Raw genomic sequence first — 19,570 nt, 5'->3', positions numbered from 1 at the left:
ATGAGTGTACAACTTCAACAATGGTTTAGTTTGGAAATTATGCATGAGTATTTTCATGAGCAGAAATGTACTGTTTTTGCACTCGTTCCTTTTTTCAGAACTAAACAGTTGATGAAGAATTATGGAATACATCTTCGGCAAATAGAGAATACCTATACTGGATATGTAGGTGTTAAGAATACGAACAAAATATGGGAAGAATTAAGTGCAGATGAGGACCTATATTTTCAGATGATTTGTATAGATACTAATTTTAATAACTATACAAATACATCATCTACTTTAAAGGAAGATACATTGCTGTATATCTCCAATTTTGAGGTTGCTAATCGATTACATGCTGAAGAATCTATAAATCCAGAAAAATATCTTCCCGTACAACCATTGAGATTTAATGTTTCCGTTTCTGTTGATCGACAGGTTACTGTGGATATTAAGGATAGTAAAGGGAATAAAATATATTCAAAAAATTCCATAATTGGTCAATCTAATGTATACATAGATATAGAAGTTTTTGGAAGCGGAATGTATCAAATTTGGGTAGAGAACCAATTGTTGAGTACTTTTTTAGGGATCTCAGAAAGAATTGATGATAACTGCTATGGTATATTTCATATACGAATGAAAACCATTCTTGAATCCCTAAAAGAAAATACCATTCCTGCGATGCAGGTGAATTTCAGATCTAGAGAAACTTTTTGGCAATACTTGGTAGTAATACCAAAGGACAGAAAAATAATGATTCGAGAACTAGCCATAGAAGGGGTCGATCAAACTTCTTATATGGGACCAGAAGAAAAGGAGATTGTAGGTGGCGAAAAATCAAAAGTATTCACTTCTCCTAAAACCATTAAACTACAACAAAAGATAAGGGATCACCCTCTTCTGAAAATGAAGTATAGTAACAGTTTTTCCGATACAATTTTGGAATTAGATATGAAAATGCCTTTACCAAATGTATCAAAGATTGTTTCAACAAAAGAAAACAATGAGAATATCTACTATTCTCCCACAATAATTTATGTATAACTCTTAAAGTCAATAAGAATGGCAGTAACAGCAATGAAAACACCAGGGGTTTATATCCAGGAATTGGATGCCTTTGGAAATGCGGTTGTTCCCGTACCCACAGCGATTCCAGCTTTTATCGGATTTACGGCACAAACCAATTATAATGGTAAAGATTTAGTCAATAAGGCGGTTAAAATAACTTCATTAGCAGAGTTTAATGCGGTTTTTGGAAGTAAACCTCCACAAATTCAATTCAGTGTTTCAGCAATTGCTGAGACTCCATCAAAACCCGCTGCTGATGCTAAAGCAGACCCAAAAGCAGATCCAAAAAAGAAATCAGCAGATACTGGAACTGCAGCGCCTGCAGCAGCACCTGCATCCACACCTGATTTCCTTATGGGAAGCAATGGATATGCATTAAACACAACTACAGTAAACTATAGATTATATAGTGCCGTACGTTTTTTCTATGAAAATGGAGGAGGAACATGTTATATTGTTTCTACTGGGGGATATGATTATTCACTTACCGGATTAGCTTCTACCAAACCTTTTGAAGATGCATTACAGGTATTATCTAAGGAAACAGAGCCAACAATGATCGTTATTCCAGATGCGGTAGAATTAAAAGATACTACAGAAACAGATCTTGCAAAAAAATATGCATTGTGCTATACATTACAAGGAGAACTGATCAATCACTGTGGTGAATTAGCGAGTCGAGTAGCGATATTAGATATTCCAGGTGGATATAGCGAACCTTTAGTAGGAACTACCAGTGTCGAAGGTTTTAGAAATGCCGTAGAACCTACCATAGCAAAATTCAACAGTTATGCAGCGGCTTATTATCCTTGGTTACATACTACAGTAAATCAATTAACGGATATATCTTATAAAAATATAGCAGCAGCTAGTTATAATGTAGTAAAAACAATGCTACAGGCGGAGTTTCCTGCTATTACTGACCCGAAAACAAAAGCATCAACACCTAATCCTATTAACAAATATATTAATGCTTTGTTTGCAGCAAAACCCGCTGCAGATGGTATTACTCAGGATAAAGCAGATGGAGTATTAAAAAACTTAAGTGCTTCTTATAAGTTGTTGTTAAAGCACATGCTAGAGAAATTAAACTTAATGCCGCCAAGTGCAGCGATCGCGGGGATATATACGACTGTTGATAATAATGAAGGTGTGTGGATTGCTCCTGCAAATGTTGGTGTTCAAGGTGTAATCGCTCCAGCAGTAAAAGTAGATCATCAAGCTCAAGAAGATCTGAATATGCCATTAGATGGTAAATCCGTTTGTGCAATTCGAGCTTTTCCTGGTAAAGGAGTGTTGGTTTGGGGAGCAAGAACCTTAGATGGTAATTCTAATGATTGGCGCTATATCAACGTAAGAAGAACGTTAATTTATATAGAGCAATCCGTAAAAGAAGCAGCAAGTGCTTATGTATTTGCTCCCAATGATGCAGTAACATGGGTGGCAGTAAAAAGTATGATTAGCAATTTCTTGACAGGATTATGGAATCAAGGAGGTTTAGTAGGACCGAAACCTGCAGACGCATTTTCTGTATCTGTTGGATTAGGAAGTACCATGACTGGAGATGATATTCTTAATGGAAGAATGATTGTAGCTGTAAAAGTAGCAGTTTCACATCCTGCAGAATTCATCGAGATTACCTTCCAACAGGAAATGCAAAAAGGATAAATAATCTCGAAACAAGTACATCCCGATGATCGGGGAATTTAATTAATAAAATTAACTCTTAAAATATACAATTATGGCAGATGATGGATCAGCACAAGGTGCAATTTGGCCGTTAACTAAATTTTATTTCACAGTAAATTTAGGTTCACAAGACAGTACGGCCTCTTTTCAGGAAGTTTCAGGATTAGAAACAGAAACACAAGTCGTAGAATACAGACACGGAGATAGTAAAACATTCAGTACGATCAAAATGCCAGGTATCGCCAAAGCAGGTAATGTTACCTTAAAAAAGGGAGTTTTTGTGAAAGACAACAATTTCTGGAAATGGTATGATGCTATAAAAATRAACACTATCAAAAGAGAAACTGTTGTAATTCAGTTATTAGACCAAACAGGTGCGCCAACAATGACATGGACACTCACAAATGCTTGGCCTACAAAAATTACAGCAACAGATCTTAAGTCTGATGCTAGCGAAGTAGCTGTAGAAACTCTGGAATTAGCACATGAAGGATTAACGATTGCTAATGGATAATTATGAGTGATTATCCAATTACTGGTTTTTATTTCAGACTCACATTTCCCCTAGAATTTGGAGTATTAGACACCTCTTTTAAAGAAGTGTCTGGTATGAGTATGGAAATGGGAGTCGAAGAAATTGCTGAAGGTGGAGAAAACCGTTTTAAACATAGGGTTCCCACTGGAGCAAAATATCAAAACCTGGTACTTAAACGTGGATTAACCACCAGCGTTTCAGCATTATCATTATGGTGTGAAGCAATACTAGCTGGTGGTTTGTCTACTACTATTATCAAACAAACAGTAATCGTAAGTCTTATGAATGAAAATTCAATACCCGTTAAGAATTGGAGTTTTGTAAATGCATGGCCCGTAAAATGGGAATTTTCGCCATTAAACTCTATGAATAATGAGATTGTAATTGAAACACTGGAACTTACATACGATTATTCTTTAGTTATATAATATGCCAATAGAAATTAGAGAATTAGTCATTAAAGTCAAAGTTGAAGAAAGCACTAAAAAACCTTCTGATAACTTAGATATGAACGAGATCCGTAAATCGATTACCTCGATTTGTAAAAAAGAAATTAAAAAGCAATTAGAAAAAAATAAGGAGCGATAGATGTCAAAGGATTTAATGGAAATAATTGCGTATTCTGATAACGAATATTCTGGATCAGGAATTTCTACTTGTACAGTCCAGATAAATCCTGCGTCCTATACTCATGAGCATAGTATTTCATACAACAATACAGTATCACAAGGAGCGCCAGGCACCACTCTAAAATTTAAAGGAACAGCTCCCGAAAAGATATCATTTGATATTTATTTTGATGCTACTGGTGCAGTAAGTACCGAAAATATATTGGACTCTCAGGTACCTGTTGATGATCAAATTCAGACTTTTAAAGATGTTTGTTTTACATATAATGGGGATATTCACGAGCCTAACTATCTAATTGTTTCTTGGGGTACTTTGGTTTTTAAGTGCAAGCTTACTTCTTTAAGTATATCGTATACCTTTTTCCAGAGTGATGGCACGCCACTTAGAGCAAAACTAAGCGTGTCTTTTGAAGAAGCTGTAGATGCCGAACTTATTTCAAAAGAAGCCGGTAATCAATCCCCCGATTTAACACACTTGATAGAGGTAAAAGATGGAGATACATTACCGCTTATTTGTTTTAGAATATACGGTGATAGTAGCTATTATCTTGATGTAGCAAGGTATAATAACATTCTTAATTTTCGAGATATTAGGCCAGGAACAAAAATATACTTACCACCAATTAAATAAATACCCCTATGGCTAGTTCACCAATAGTAGAAGGAAATCATTTGGTAACCTTTACCATTACTTCAGGAGGATCGGATATCCCTGATACATATCAAGTATTAGATATTAAAACAACCCAAGAAGTTAATAAAATTGCGGAAGCTGAGATCACAATTCTGGATGGAAACACTGCTACCCAAGATTTTGAAATAACCAGTGCAGATACTTTTGCTCCAGGTGCCGAAATTGAAATTAGTCTAGGTTATGAATCTACAAACACCAGTGTTTTTAAAGGAATTGTAACAAAACAAAGTATAAAAGTCGATAGTGCAGGTTCACAATTGTTGGTTACCTGTAAAGATGCGGCAATTGCATCCACTGTAGGTCGAAAAAATGCAGTGTTTTTAGATAGTGCTGATAGCGATATTATAGAACAAATTGCAGGAAATTATAGTTTTAGCAACGCTATAACAGCATCTACTGCAACGCATGAAGAAGTAGTACAGTTTTATGCAACTGATTGGGATTTTATAGTTAGCAGAGCTGAAGTAAACGGAATGATTGTATACACGGATAGTGGAACGCTAACCGTAGATACTCCTGAAGTGAGTAGTGATCCCGAATTAAGTCTACAATTTGGATATGATATTATAGAATTAGACGCTCAGATTGATGCTACAAGTCAATATTCCTCGGTTGAAGGAAATTCGTGGGATATGGACAATCAAGCATTGACAAATGTTACTGCAAGTGAGCCTACAGTTAATGAACAAGGAAATCTTTCTGGATCAACTTTAGGAGATGTTTTATCCGCAACGAATGTTTTGAATACATCAGTACCAATTACCTCAGATTCAGTGCAAGCTTGGGCAGATGCAGCTTTATTGAAATCCAGATTATCGAGATTTAGCGGTACGATTGTATTTCAAGGTTCTGCCTTGGCAAAAGTGAATAGCCTTATTCAATTACAAGGTCTTGGAGATCGTTTTAATGGAAATGCCTATATCTCTGGAGTAACACATACTGTAGAAGATGGGCAATGGCATACCGAAGTTAAAATAGGATTATCGGTGGATTGGTTTACTCAAAAAAATAGAACAACAGCTCCTGAAGCGTCGGGTCTATTGCAAGGAGTTAGAGGATTGCAAACAGGTGTTGTAAAACAAATTTACGAGGATGAAGGAGGAGAATATAGAGTCGAAGTTCAAATCCCATTATTGGATGATGAAACAGCTACAGCTTGGGCAAGAATGTCTACATTTTATGCAAGTAATGGAATCGGGGCTTTCTTTTATCCAGAAGTTGGAGATGAAGTAATTCTCGGTTTTATGAATGATGATCCTCGATTTCCAATCATTCTAGGAAGTGTATATAGCACTGCGCTACCTCCTCCTGTAGATATCGCAGATGCCAATAATTATATCAAAATGTTGATGACAAAGAGCCAACTTCAAATACAATTTGATGATGAAAATATTGTCATGACTATGGTCACCCCAAATAATAATACCATAGTAATCAGTGATAAAGATGAGGGAATTACCATTACAGATCAAAATAGCAATCAGATCCAGATGAATGGAGATGGAATCACTATAGAAAGCCAATCAAGTATGACCATAAAAGCTGCGGACGATCTTACCATACAAGGATCATCTATAACCATAAGTGCGGATAATGATGTTTCCGTTAGTGGAGGGTCTATTTCTATTTCAGCGGATCAATCAGTTTCTATGAGTGGTAATAGTGGATGTGATATCAGTAGTAGTGCAGAAACGAATATTAGTGGTTCTATGGTGAATCTTAATTAATTACTAATCGTTAAAAAGATGAAACGAACATTAAGAAATTTAAAAATTACTTCAAAAAAGAGTTGTTTAAATTTCTTAATGAGAGAACGAAGTGGTAACACACGTTCTCAATTTTATAATTAATTTATTAAACAATTACTAAAATTTAAACGTGTGAAATACAAAACATCATTTTTAGGAACAGGATGGAGTTTCCCGCCTACATTTCATAAAGAAAAAGAGTTAGGCGTGGATATGGTGTCTTATGAAAAAGATATTGAACAATCGCTACACATTTTATTGAATACAACTATTGGCGAAAGAATAATGCTTCCTAAATACGGAACCGATATTTATAGTTATTTGTTTGAATCAATTTCTAATTCTAGAGTTCATTTAATCAAAGAAATGCTAAGAACTGCAATTATCAAATTTGAACCTAGAATCAAACTTATCAAGATCAATCTTGATGAGTCTGATTATTTAGATGGAATTATAAAAATAAACTTGGATTATATGATTCCATTGACCAATACCCGATTTAACATGGTGTTCCCCTATTATAAAATCGAAGGGACGGATATACCTGCATTGTATAAAAAGAAGTCGCCAAATCCAGAAGATTTAGCAAAATCAATTGATGACCATTACTAATTCGTAGAACCATTTAATAAGTATTAAAAATTAATGATCGAAAGACGAAAGGGAACTCTACAACATCAGAGAAAAAATGAACAACTGATTCATCAGAATTTTAAGATAGATGACCGGTCATTCGAAGACCTGTTAGGGTATCTTACGTCCTATTTAGAACATATAAATTATTATGATGTAGAGAATCAAATAGATGGTAATTGGAAAGCATTGGTAGAAACAGACCCTGTCATTTACATGGTAACGATGATTCAAGAACCTGTAAATAACCTGAGGGTTCAGGAGAACGATACCAAAACAATACAACTTATCTTTAAATGGTATGCTAAGATCGAACAATGGAAAAGTGACCTGATTGATTTCAATGAGGAAAGGTTGGCCAATAAAATAGGGAATATACTAACAGATGTATTGGATTATCAAAAAAGAGATGCATCTGAATATCAAAAAAATATAGAAGAAGAACATCCGGAACCGGAGTCTTTTTCAGAAGCCGTTGCTTTGTATTCAAAGCCACCACCACCTAAAAAAAAACATATTGACCTTGCTGAAATTGTGGAAACATTCAAAAAAACTGTTTTTCATATTCAAAATTTCACTAAGAAATATTTACGCAAATCGATTTTCAAACGAGATAATCACTTGCCGAATAATGCAATGTATATCACGTTTGTTATCTTATATAGAAAGTTACAAAGTGGTCTAAATGGACTTTCTAAACGACACCTTGATTTTTACTATAAAGAGATCCTTCGGCAAACAGTTAGCAAAGCAATTCCTACGAAGACTATCGTTTGTTTTGAGATTGCTCCACAGACAAACACAATTTTAATCCCAGAAGGAACAAAGTTATCTGCAGGTAAATTATTCGGAAGTAAAAAAGAAGTACTTTTTGAAACCGATAAAACATTGTTGTTGGATCCAATCAAAATACGCTCTTTAGAAACACTTTTCTTCAACAAAAGTTCATTTATAAAATCAGGCACAAATGCGCCAATGATATCAGGAGTGATCAAAAACCAATTGATTAACCAAGGCAAAAAGAATATCGCAGCAGATAGTTGGGCTTTATTTGGAGGTGATCAAGATACCTTGATCAATTCAGAAATAGCATCCAAAACAATAACGGATATAGGATTTATGATTGGCTCTCCTGTACTGTTTTTAGAAGAAGGACATAGAGAAATTACGCTCACTTGTACCATGGAAAAAAATTCTGCGGAAACCATTTTCTGGAAGTTGTTAGATCAAATGGTAATGCATGAAGGTTTGCCAATAGATATCATTTTTAATAGAATTTTTGAAGCAGCATTTACCATTTCGTATACTTCTGTAAAAGGTTGGGAACAAGTTTCTTTATACGACGCTTCATATGAAAGAGCTACAAATTCTTTTCATTTACATTTTACATTACGGAATACTGCTCCTCCAATCACCGTATTACCATCAGAAAAAGAATACTCCATTTGGCCAATGCTAAAGATTGAGTTAGATGAGTATGCTCCCGTATATGCATATTCATTTTTTAAAAGTGTAGTATTAGAAGATGTCCGGATTGAAGTTGAGGTTAGTGAGATTAAAAATCTTTCGATTTACAATAATATAGGTAAGATGCCTTTGACCAAATCATTTGATATCTTCGGTCCACTTCCTGCTCAAGGAGGATATGTAATGATTGGAAAAAGTGAACTTTTTAAAAAAGAACTCTCCCAATTAGATATTCATATAGATTGGGAAAATGTGCCTCAAGATTATGGCGGTTTTGAGACCTATTATAAAGAATATGAGGAAGCGTTTGCCGATGATTCTTTCGAAGTAACAATACAAGCATTATCCAATGGCTATTGGTTTCCTAGAGAAGGAGAAGTAGCGCAAAAAGAAAAACTATTTAAAACCGAAGATTGTAGAACTCCCGAAGGATATGCAAGCACGATGTTAGCTTCTTCTAGAACCTTCTCCTTAGAAAACCTCGGACCTTTTGAGTTTTCAAGAGATTATCGTCTTCAGAGTCCTTTGAAATATACGGTACACTCTCAAAGTGGGTTTATTAAACTAACCTTATCATCACCGAATTATGCTTTTGGGCAAGAATTGTATCAGAAAAACTATACCAGAATTGCATCATATAATGCCATTAATCAAACAATGCTTCCTTTGCCAAACAAACCATTTGTACCTAAGGTAAAAGGAATATCCTTAGATTATAAGGCAAAGGATATTATCTATTTTAATAATTCATTTTCTGATAATGATAATGCTGAAGCAGTAGCAGGAGACTTTTTGCATATTACTCCTTTTGGTGTCCAAAAAGTAGTGAGTGATAGCAAAGTATATAAGAATACGTTATTTGTCGATTATAAGAATGAAGGGTACTTCTATATTGGATTAACAGGATTGAGTAGAGGAGAAAGTTTTTCCATGTTTTTTGATTTACAAAACCAAACTTCAGCTTCCATTTCTGAACACAATAACATTTTATTTCAATTTGAAGAAACTGGAAACTGGGTAACACTTGCTAAAAAGTATATTATATCGGATAGTACAAATCAATTGACAAAATCAGGAATCATTGAATTGAGAATGCCTGGACATTTGGATATTCATAAAGATAGTATGTTCACGATCCGTTGTGTAGCTAGAAGTAATGCGTATAGATATCCTAAATTAAATGGAATATATATCAATGCAGTAACTGCAACTTGCATGACCGAAAGTTTGGACATTGCTGGAAAGCAAATCCCAGCCTTTTCAATAGGAAAAACCACTACTAAAATAACAGGTCTAAAGCAAATTCTTCAGCCAGCACCATCTTTTGGAGGAAAGCTGCCTGGAACAGAAGATATGTTATATTCTGAAGTAAGCGAAAGAATACGGCATAAAGATAGAGCAGTGACACTTTGGGATTACGAACGATTAACGCTCCAATATTTCCATGAGGTAATTGCAGTAAAGTGCACTAATTTAGATGACAACTTTAGACCAAAAGCAGGTTGTGTAAGATTGATTGTGCTAAGCTCTAAGTGGCAAAAAGAAAATCATCATTATTTTAATGGGAATGAATTATTTCAAATAGCACAATCATTACAAAGAAAGTCCAATTCTTTTATAAAAATTACTGTACAAAATCCTGAAGTAGAATGGTTACTAGTTAATTGTAGTGTCTCATTTTATGAGGATGATAACGGAGGATATTATATTCATCAGCTCAATGAAACGATTAGTGATTATCTCTGTCCATTGCCAACTCAAAACAGTAATATCGAGGGAATCGGAGATGCTGTGGAGCCAAGAATGTTAGTAAGTTACATTGAAAACTTACCATATATACAAGAGGTTGAATATCTAAATATAGAGCATATTATCAAAAAAGATATGAATGATTTTACCTTAAAAGTATATGAGCCAGGAGAAATTATTCGCCCTACAAAACCTTCTTCAATTTTAGCTCCTGTAGCGAAACATCATATCAATTCTAATGTGGATATCGAAGAAAGTGATCCAGAACCATCAGATAGAGAACAATTAAACTTACAGGTCGGAATTGATTATATCATCGAAGGAGATGATTCTGAAAAGAAGGAAATTTCACAGAAAGACAAACCAGCGGAAAAGATAGAAGTGCCTAAAGACAATACGGACAAAAAACCTCTTGAGAAAGATATAGATACGGTATTGACATTTAAGATATGAATACTATCGAAATAGTACTGAAAAAGATTTAAAGAAGTTAAAATAAGATTGAAGTGAAACAAACCATAACAAAAATTTTGATACACAGCAAAATGATTAATGGTGAATTCCATGTGACCTCTAAAAGAATAGTATAAACACATGAAAATAAAATTATTAAACAGAAAAAGCCTGAAGGCACTATTTAGTGCTGGCGCTAGACCTAAAGAAAGTAATTTCGCCAGTCTTATTGATTCTATGATCAATAAGATTGATGATGGGATTTCTAAAAGTGTTGATGATGGACTCATATTAGCTCCCCAAGGAAAAGAATCTGACAGTGTTATTAGTTTTTATGAAAATGTTGAAGACGAGTTAGCGCAATGGAGTATAGAATTAAATCAGGAAGGAGACAAAGGATTGTCATTTGTGACTCCAGTAACAGAAAAAGAAGCTACAAACGCGCTCCATTTTAAGAAAACAGGAGCAATTGGTGTACAAACTACAGAACCAAGAACCACTTTTGAAGTAAATGGAACTTTAGGTATGAAATCCCGAATAGGAACTCATATTATCGATAGCGTTCCTGCAGATGGAGAATGGCATRATATTATTAAAGGCCTAGACGGTTGTGTAGCTTTTGAAATTGTTGCCCAAGTGGGTAAAGAAAAGGCAGGGAAATATGCTCTGCTACATGCTATAGCGATGAGTACTTTTGGCAGATCGAAGCATAAAATTCGAAAGACGCAAGCACATTATGGTTGGTTCTGGAATAAAATTGCCATTCGTTTTACAGGAAGCACGTATAACTATAAACTCCAACTCAAAACAAGATCCAATTACGGAACTGGAAACAAAATTAAGTTCCATGTTTCCAAATTATGGGATACATCAATGTTAGAGCTTTTTGATTAAGAAATTAGATTTCTAAATAGTGAATAAGAAAGGATATATAGATAAAAAGAAAAAGGGAACAGGTGTATATGAAGATTTACATCTCGAAGGATTAGAAATTCTTCAAAAACTCAGCGGATCTATATGGACAGATTATAATGAACATGATCCTGGTGTTACTATCTTAGAAAATGTATCCTATGCACTGACGGAATTATTGCATAAAACAGAGTTTCCTATACAAGATCTTTTACTTCAAAAAGAGGATCAGGAACTACAATCTGGTGATAATGGATTATTTGTAGCATCGGATATTTTAACCACAGATCCTATTACGTTTAATGATTACCGAAAATTATGGATAGATCAAATTGAGAACGTAAAAAATATATGGATACATCCCGTGAATGATGAACTTTCAGGAGGTAATTCATTAAAAGGTCTGCTTTATGTATATGTTGAAAAATACACATATCAACAGGACTCATTAGAAGAGCTAGAGGAAAATCAGAGGATCATCAAAGAAGTAACAGCATTGTATCACCAACATCGTAATCTTTGTGAAAGTCTTTATAAGGTTGAGGTATATGAACCGCTGTTTTTGCAAATGGAGTTGCAAGTATCGCTCACAGAAGATATAGACGGAGAAGAAATATTAGCTACGATACTAAATGAGGTCAATGATTACCTTACTCCAGAAGTTAACTACTATCCTTTATGGCAGCTTCAGGAAAAGGGAATGGATGTAAATGAAATATTTAATGGCCCAAGATTGGCGAATGGATTCATATTGGATGAGGATTTGAAAGATCCGTTGGATGAGATCTTGATATCTGACATTATTAAAATTATCTCAAAAATTGAAGGAATTCAGGGAATCCAAGATTTTAAATTGGTGTATGAGGATAAAAATAAGAATAAGAAAATCCCAATAAAAAATCGATTTAAGGTACCTGCAAATACAGCTCCTGTAGTTTTGTTTCCTAAAGAGAATGACAAACTAACTTTTGAAAACGCTGGAGTATATTTTAAACCGGATCTGGATGAGACAAAAAAACAACTTTCATTTATAGAAGCGTTAGATTTTGGGAGTTTTAAAGCAGCCTCTAATTCATTAAATGATCTTCCAATTCCCAAGGGAGCGTATCAAAAAATAGATGAGTATTATCCCATCAGAAAACAATTCCCATTACTATATGGAATCGGAGATATGGGGATTAGTAATGGGGCAACACCATTGCGAAAAGCTCAGGTAAAACAATTGCAATCCTATTTGATGCCTTTGGATCAATTGATGATGAATTTTTTGAGTCAATTAAGGAATATAGCTACACTCTATGATGTGCATAGTGAAGCGGGAGCATCTTATTTCACTAAAGAATTACCAGATGTAGTGGAGCTTTGGGATTTGATCAGCCCTCAAAATTCGACCGATGAAAATATGGATGCAAAGTCATATTGGAGATCCTTTCTGGAAAAAATAACTACAAATTTTGATATGAATGCTATTGATAGGTATGATCAAATTGCAGATGCTTTGCTAGCTAGATATAGCGAAGAATTTAAAACATATTCTTTACGGAAAATTAATAGTAATAGCTATGGAGAAGCATTGACTTCAGCAAATTTCGAGAAAAAAGCACTTGCTTTAAAAAGAAACTTCATCGCTTCTTATGATCAAATAGGATATACCAGAGCCAGATCATTCAATTACTTAGAGCTATCAGAAAACAAATTTGATCCAACTAAAGAGCAATTTATTCCTGGACTGTTTCGAAAAATTGCCATGCTTACCGGAATTGGTAAGTACCAAATTCGTTCTTTAACCAAAGTGATTAAGGATTTTGAAATTGGGATTCATCCTAAAGAAATAGAAATAACCGTTATTCTAAAAGAAATCGATATTCATACACCTTTCGAAGATATTACTATCGAAATTGTTGAAGATGTTGAAATTAAAGAAGTTCATGAAGACTTGCATAAAGTGATGCATTTTGTAGGAAGTGAACGAAGTATTCTTCTTGAAGTTTTAAAGAAGGGAGTTTTGCATCAGAATTATTCAATAAAAAAAGATAAGAAGTATGAAAATAAGTACTATGTTTTTTATCATAGAACTACAGAAAAATCTAACATAGCTCATATTTCCGATTCCAAAAGTGATGCAGAGAACGCAATAAAAAAAACTATAGAATATTTAGTAGCAATAAACACTAAAAGTGAAGGTTTTTTTGCTGTAGAACATCTATTACTGTTACCGCCATATCATGAAGATCACTTTGGTTTTATGGCAGATCTGACTTCATTAATAGAGGGAATTTCGTTAAGAATTCAACATATAAAACTAACTTCTTGTTATCATCGAAACCAAACAATTACCAAACTAGTGGATGGTATGACTTCTGGGAAGTTATCTTATAAGACGGAAGAATTTGAAGGTTGTTATCGACTGAAAGTTCTTAGCGATGATGGTGAAGCCATAGCAATCTCTCAAGACCTATTTGATACTACTGATCAATGTCAAAAAGTTATCGAGAGTTTAAAAAATAAAAGCATCAATATACTTAAAGAACAACTATCAGATACTATAGCTTGTTATGTGTATTATGGAGAAAATCCAGTGTCAGAAGATTTCTTTTCTTTTAAGCAGAGCATCATACTGCCCAATTGGCCTGTACGATTTCAAAACGAAAGTTTTAGGATGATGTTCGAAAATACAGTTTATGAACAAACTCCAATTCATTTAGGAACTGAAGTACACTGGTTAGATTATGAAACGATAGACCTCTTTGAAGTGTACTACTTTAAATGGTTAGAGACGTTAAACGATCCTTCTGAAAATGAAGATACAATATACCAAGCATATCAATTAATTACCATGTTGCAGGAGCTGGAACAGCAACGAAATGAATTTTGAAAAAGGTACAATCACATATTATCAAACGTCAATCTTATGAGATTACATTGGATAATGAATCCAATGCATACGCATATCAGAATAAGATCAGTTATGTGCAAGGGTATCAAGTCAACTTCGTATTGCAGAAGGTAATGGATCGCTATAGTAAAGAAGAATATTTAGATCAATTTGATCAAATCTTATTGGATTTAGGAACGATTTCTCCAAACAACTTTGAAAAAGAAATTGTTTACAAAATTGAAGAAGCGCTATCGACTTTCCTTAAAAATAATGTTTTTGAGAATGGAACATTAAAAACAGGAAAACGTATTCAKTTATATGATAAAAAGATGGAGCAACTGGAATTCTTTTTAAAAAATGGATATGTTAATTGGAATGTAAGCCCTTCCCAAAAGCCAGTAGAACTTATAAAAGAACTCTTGAGTAATCATAGAGATCAAACCATACAGTTATTAAAAACAGTAGGGAAAAAAGAAGCCATTCGTAAGCGTTTGATTACTCAGATGGAAGATACATTCCTCGAAGAAATTGTCATTGGTGTTACTGGGCATGAAGGAGAATATATCAATACATATCGACAAAACCTTGTGAAAAAACAAAAGCAAGAACAATTTGTAGAAACAGATCCTGTAAACTTTAGAAGTGCAACCTGGGAGATTACATTGGCATATCTTTTTGTGGAATCCAGTGGTTTTTATAACCGTAAAAACTTTTTGAAGCTTCTTATTTATAAAATTGCTCAAAAGTATAGAGTAACCTATCAAAAATTGTTGCATACTTTGATGCAAGGAGTTCAAAATCAACAAAAGCAACATTCTTGGGTTCCCGAATTCGAAAAATTACTGATTGTACTTCAAAAAGAAAAAAAACAAAAAGAACCTGCTATACATAAAAATGTAGAAGAACGATTCTTAAAAAGTGAATACAAGAATTTTACAGAATTGCTTCAATATTATATTACGCACAATTCATTACCTGCTGAGGTAGCTATAGATTCTGTAAAACACTTTCAAGAAGTGCTGACAAAATATGTAGCTCAACATTCGTCAGAATTTCAGATCTTTTTCGACACGTTCATTCAAAATGAATCCAATACAAATTTGCTAATACAACGATTCTCTGATGAGGTATTGTATACTATGATGCAACAATCAAAAAATGATAACATTAGTAAACTTATTAGAATCAATGAACGTATTCTTAAAACAGCCAAAACTATTTCGAATACTTCCATAGTGTTGAATACGCTCAAAAAAAATAAAGGAAATGTTATTTTAAAAACATACATCAATTTACAAAGTACCCCAGGGATTTTATGGGAAGAATTTCTCTTTCAGACTACAAAATTAGTAGCGATCGATAATGAATTCATTACGGTTTTAGAATATGTGCAAAACGATGTGAATCAGGTAGCAAAAGAAGGAATTAATCGCTGGATGACAGAAATAGTATTACCAGGTATATCGGTAGTGGACGCACAAGAAATAATTAGCGACCTAAAAGGCAAGGAGAAAGATATTGCAGAAAAGATATATCTAAAATTTAATAAAAATAAAGAAAACAACTTACAACAGTATTTCTTATTTCTTAGAAAGGAAATTCATCAGGAAGATGCTATCAAGTTAACAGCAAATATACTTGAGTTGTGTGAAAAAAGTAATGCTTATACTGTAAAGGAAATAACAAAATGGACTGTTGATAGACTCACAGCATTATATAAAAAACAACAAAACATAAAAGAAATTCTAACTCAAACACTCGAAATTATAGAATGGTTAGGGATTCAAAATAATATATATCATGGTGTAGCAGCAGCTCAGAAAAAACTAAATAATCTAAAAAAGAAGTCGGTTGTTAAAATTGATCATGAAGAGACTCCAAAATACAGTATCCCAGAAACGGTGTATAAGAAGATGATTAAGCAATTGAATACACTTTTTTATAGCGCAGAAAGAAAAGATATCACGGAAGCACACAGGAGATTGTTTGAAGAGTTTTCCAAAATGCATAAGGTTACTATTCTTGATTTGAAAGAAGGACTAAAAAAGCATCTTGCAAAGCGTACTGACGTAAAATTTATAAAAAAAATAGTAGAAGAAGATAGTTGGGGAGAATATAGTGTAGAAGGAAAAGATATTGAAGAGAGTCTTACATATCGAAGAGATCTGATACAACACTACCTAACAACAGGAAGGATACCGTGGTGGAGTAAAGACATCCCTTTGGTACAAATAAAACAATATGTAAGGGAGATGGTAGAACAGCTGCCAGCTCAATTTGTAAGTTGGTTGAAGAAAGCAAAAAATCCATTACACATTTTGCAAATAATGGAAGAACCAACGTACATGAATTTACTATCATATGTGAATTCAAATGCAACAAATCAGTATCTCAAGATTATTGAAATCACCCATAAGATACTAGATCATGAAATCTCTTCACTTAGTTTTGTTACTCAAGAAATTAGAACTGAGCTGCGAGGTTCTGTCTTAGCATATATTGTACAAAACCAGTCTATAGACGTAGTTGATTTTATGAAATATATGTTGCAAAAGATCCAAGATCTTTTCTCTGTACCAGCAGAAAATACAAAGATTTGGATATGGGAACAAATGAAGGAAGATCATACCTTAAAAGAACCATTAGCTTTTGACTTTTTAGAGAAAGAAATAAAAAAAATAGATACCTCTCAAAGTGATACAAACAAAATTATAGCCTCTCTAAATGAAGTAAAAGATTGGGATACAGCAATAAGCTTAGGACCTAAGAAAGATATGATACCCGAATTGATTGAGATCTACAAAAAATCACCAGATGAAATTCGATTCAATATAAAGCGTACTCGGTTTAGAAAACGCCTATTACATTCGTTAAATCAAAGAGAACAAATCACTTTAATTAAGGAACTAACAAAAGATAAATTACAGGATTCTTGGAGTAGAATGGTTCTAGAACTGGAAAAAATTAAGAAACATATAACCACATCTCAATATCAGAAGATTTGGGCAAGTTTCATGGACAAAATACTGCTTTATATAGCAGTACTTCAGGCTAAAGATTGGTCCTTAGAGGATTGGAGTAACTTATGGATACAGTCGGTTTATGAAGAAAAAAAAGAGTTTATATCCAATGTAATCCCTAAATGGAGTAAAGATTTAGATGAGAACCTTCAGCAATCGATAAACAAGAAACGCAAGGAAATTGAAAAAAACGAAAATGAAATAATTCCAGAAGAAGAAAAAACATCAACTGATGTACCAGAAATAGAAGAAGAGCAAGTGGGTGAAGCTATTTATGTAGAAAATTCTGGAATCATCATTTTAGGGCCCTATATCTCATTGCTCTTTGAACGACTGGGACTTGTTGAAAATCAAAAATTTAAAAGTGACGATGCAGCGCAAAAAGGAATACATATTTTACAATACGCCATAACTGGAAAGGAATATGAAGAAGAACAGTTATTGATATTAAATAAAATTGTTTGTGGTGTGGATATTCATACCCCTGTAGCAAAAGAAGTAGCCCTTCTACAAGAAGAAAAAGAACTCGTAAATAGTTTGTTAAAAGCGATTATTAGTAGTTGGAGTGTTTTGAAAAATACAACGGTAGAAGGACTGCGGGAAACTTTTTTATGTAGAGGCGGTAGGTTGGCTATTGAAGAAGATAGTTATGTGCTTACCGTAGAGCAAAAACCATTTGATATGCTGTTGGATCAGATTCCATGGAGTATCACCAAGCTGAAATTAACCTGGATGAAAAAAATGTTAGAAGTATTATGGAGACCATCATAAAAGAGACCATCGCTAAAAAATTAGAGCAAGAAATCCAATGGCTTGAAGCTATTATAGATACTGCATTGACATTGTATTTTAAGAATGAAAGTGACTACACTTCAGTAAGAGAGATATCACCACCGGATAACTATAGTGAAGATGCTGAATACTTCAAATTAATTCACAAGTATGGGATGGATTTTGAGGAAAGAGTAGTGCTCATACTAAGTTTGTTGCCCTATATCAAACCACAAGCATTAGATGTTTTCTTAATTAAGAATAAAAATATCGATGCAGAATTTTCGGAGTTTGGGGGGATAAAAGACGAGAAACGACACGGATTTATTCCTACATTAGAAACCGCTTGTTTTATAGTTGGAGGAGCTGATGATATGGAAGTTCGATTGAATTTTATGAAAAAAATCAATAAAGATCATTTCTTCTATCGTGATCGTATTTTACATGCAGATAGTTATCCCATAAGATTACAAGCGAAATTGCAGTTCTCCGATGAAATACTATTCTCAATTATTTCAGGTAAAAAATATATGCCTACCTATAGCTCTAAGTTTCCGGCACAATTAATTACCAGTAAATTGAATTGGGAAGATTTGATCGTAGAACCGAGAATCATGAATCAATTGTTAGAAATACAACAATGGTTACGTCATAGCGAATTGATTTTAGAAGAATGGAAATTGAATACATTGTTGAAACCTGGTTATCGGGCATTATTTTATGGAGCTCCTGGAACCGGTAAAACCTTAGCTGCTACTTTGCTGGGAAAAACTACGAATAAATCAGTTTATAGAATAGACTTTTCTATGATTGTATCCAAGTATATCGGCGAAACCGAAAAGAATCTAGGCAATTTGTTTGATGAGGCATCCTCCAAAGATTGGATTTTGTTTTTTGATGAAGCGGACGCCTTATTTAGTAAACGTACACAAACCAATACATCTAATGATCGACATGCCAATCAGGAAGTTGCTTATTTATTACAGCGAATAGAAGATTTTGATGGGCTGGTCGTATTAGCCACGAATTTGCAAAGCAATATAGACGAAGCATTTTTAAGACGTTTTCAAACTTCCATCGATTTTCCGAAGCCTAAGTATAAAGAACGTAAACAATTGTGGGAACAGATGATAGGCAAGCATTTTGAAATAGAAGAAGGAGCAGAGGTACTCGATAAAATTGCAAAAGACTATGAATTATCTGGTGGAGAAATGATCAATGTGGTTCGATATTGTGCAGTAAAAGCAGCAGAAAACAAGGAAAAAAGAATACAGTTAAGTAACATCATGACTGGGATTAAAAGAGAATATTTAAAAAGTAACAAAACCTTTAACTAAAA

13 protein-coding genes are annotated in these 19,570 nt (G+C 33.8%); all 13 read left to right on the top strand.

Features of this window, described 5'->3' with window-relative positions:
- The 13 genes from GBO31_RS11130 (at nt 1) to GBO31_RS11070 (ending at nt 19,568) form a co-directional block, all read left to right on the top strand.
- Entirely contained in the window at nt 1-1,029 is a 1,029-nt protein-coding gene (locus GBO31_RS11130) for a hypothetical protein (protein WP_219008417.1), read from the top strand.
- Nucleotides 1,030-1,047: 18 nt separating this feature from the next.
- Nucleotides 1,048-2,721, top strand: coding sequence for a phage tail sheath family protein (locus GBO31_RS11125; protein ID WP_219008416.1), 1,674 nt, complete (start codon nt 1,048-1,050; stop codon nt 2,719-2,721).
- Nucleotides 2,722-2,794: 73 nt separating this feature from the next.
- Nucleotides 2,795-3,256 carry a phage tail protein gene (locus GBO31_RS11120; RefSeq protein WP_219008415.1) on the top strand — a complete coding sequence of 154 codons (462 nt, stop codon included), beginning with the start codon at nt 2,795-2,797 and terminating at the stop codon, nt 3,254-3,256.
- A gap of 2 nt (nt 3,257-3,258) precedes the next feature.
- Nucleotides 3,259-3,705 carry a phage tail protein gene (locus GBO31_RS11115; protein WP_219008414.1) on the top strand — a complete coding sequence of 149 codons (447 nt, stop codon included), beginning with the start codon at nt 3,259-3,261 and terminating at the stop codon, nt 3,703-3,705.
- A gap of 1 nt (nt 3,706) precedes the next feature.
- Nucleotides 3,707-3,865, top strand: a complete 159-nt coding sequence (locus GBO31_RS11110) for a DUF5908 family protein (RefSeq protein ID WP_219008413.1) — start codon at nt 3,707-3,709, stop codon at nt 3,863-3,865.
- Nucleotides 3,866-4,537, top strand: coding sequence for a CIS tube protein (locus tag GBO31_RS11105; protein ID WP_219008412.1), 672 nt, complete (start codon nt 3,866-3,868; stop codon nt 4,535-4,537).
- An 8-nt stretch (nt 4,538-4,545) separates the two neighbouring features.
- Nucleotides 4,546-6,327 carry a type VI secretion system tip protein VgrG gene (gene vgrG, locus GBO31_RS11100; RefSeq protein ID WP_219008411.1) on the top strand — a complete coding sequence of 594 codons (1,782 nt, stop codon included), beginning with the start codon at nt 4,546-4,548 and terminating at the stop codon, nt 6,325-6,327.
- Between the two features lie 153 nt (nt 6,328-6,480).
- The gene (locus tag GBO31_RS11095; protein WP_343211309.1) at nt 6,481-6,960 is read left to right on the top strand and encodes a GPW/gp25 family protein; all 480 of its coding nucleotides are present in this window, start codon (nt 6,481-6,483) and stop codon (nt 6,958-6,960) included.
- Nucleotides 6,961-6,993: 33 nt separating this feature from the next.
- Complete coding sequence (locus GBO31_RS11090) at nt 6,994-10,650, top strand: hypothetical protein (RefSeq protein ID WP_219008410.1); 3,657 nt, start codon at nt 6,994-6,996, stop codon at nt 10,648-10,650.
- Nucleotides 10,651-10,791: 141 nt separating this feature from the next.
- Nucleotides 10,792-11,544, top strand: a complete 753-nt coding sequence (locus GBO31_RS11085; protein WP_219008409.1) for a hypothetical protein — start codon at nt 10,792-10,794, stop codon at nt 11,542-11,544.
- A gap of 19 nt (nt 11,545-11,563) precedes the next feature.
- On the top strand, nt 11,564-14,437 hold the full coding sequence (locus GBO31_RS11080; RefSeq protein ID WP_219008408.1) for a hypothetical protein: 2,874 nt from the start codon (nt 11,564-11,566) through the stop codon (nt 14,435-14,437).
- Nucleotides 14,434-18,231 carry a contractile injection system tape measure protein gene (locus GBO31_RS11075; protein WP_219008407.1) on the top strand — a complete coding sequence of 1,266 codons (3,798 nt, stop codon included), beginning with the start codon at nt 14,434-14,436 and terminating at the stop codon, nt 18,229-18,231. The genes GBO31_RS11080 and GBO31_RS11075 overlap by 4 nt, the downstream gene beginning before the upstream one ends.
- On the top strand, nt 18,216-19,568 hold the full coding sequence (locus tag GBO31_RS11070; protein WP_219008406.1) for an ATP-binding protein: 1,353 nt from the start codon (nt 18,216-18,218) through the stop codon (nt 19,566-19,568). Before GBO31_RS11075 ends, GBO31_RS11070 begins: the two co-directional genes overlap by 16 nt.
- Nucleotides 19,569-19,570 lie beyond the last annotated feature (2 nt).

The organism is Aquimarina litoralis (genome assembly GCF_019295435.1).
Classification (GTDB): Bacteria; Bacteroidota; Bacteroidia; order Flavobacteriales; family Flavobacteriaceae; genus Aquimarina; species Aquimarina litoralis_A.
Note: the sequence above shows the minus strand (reverse complement) of the source record. Positions and strands in the feature narration are given on the sequence as shown.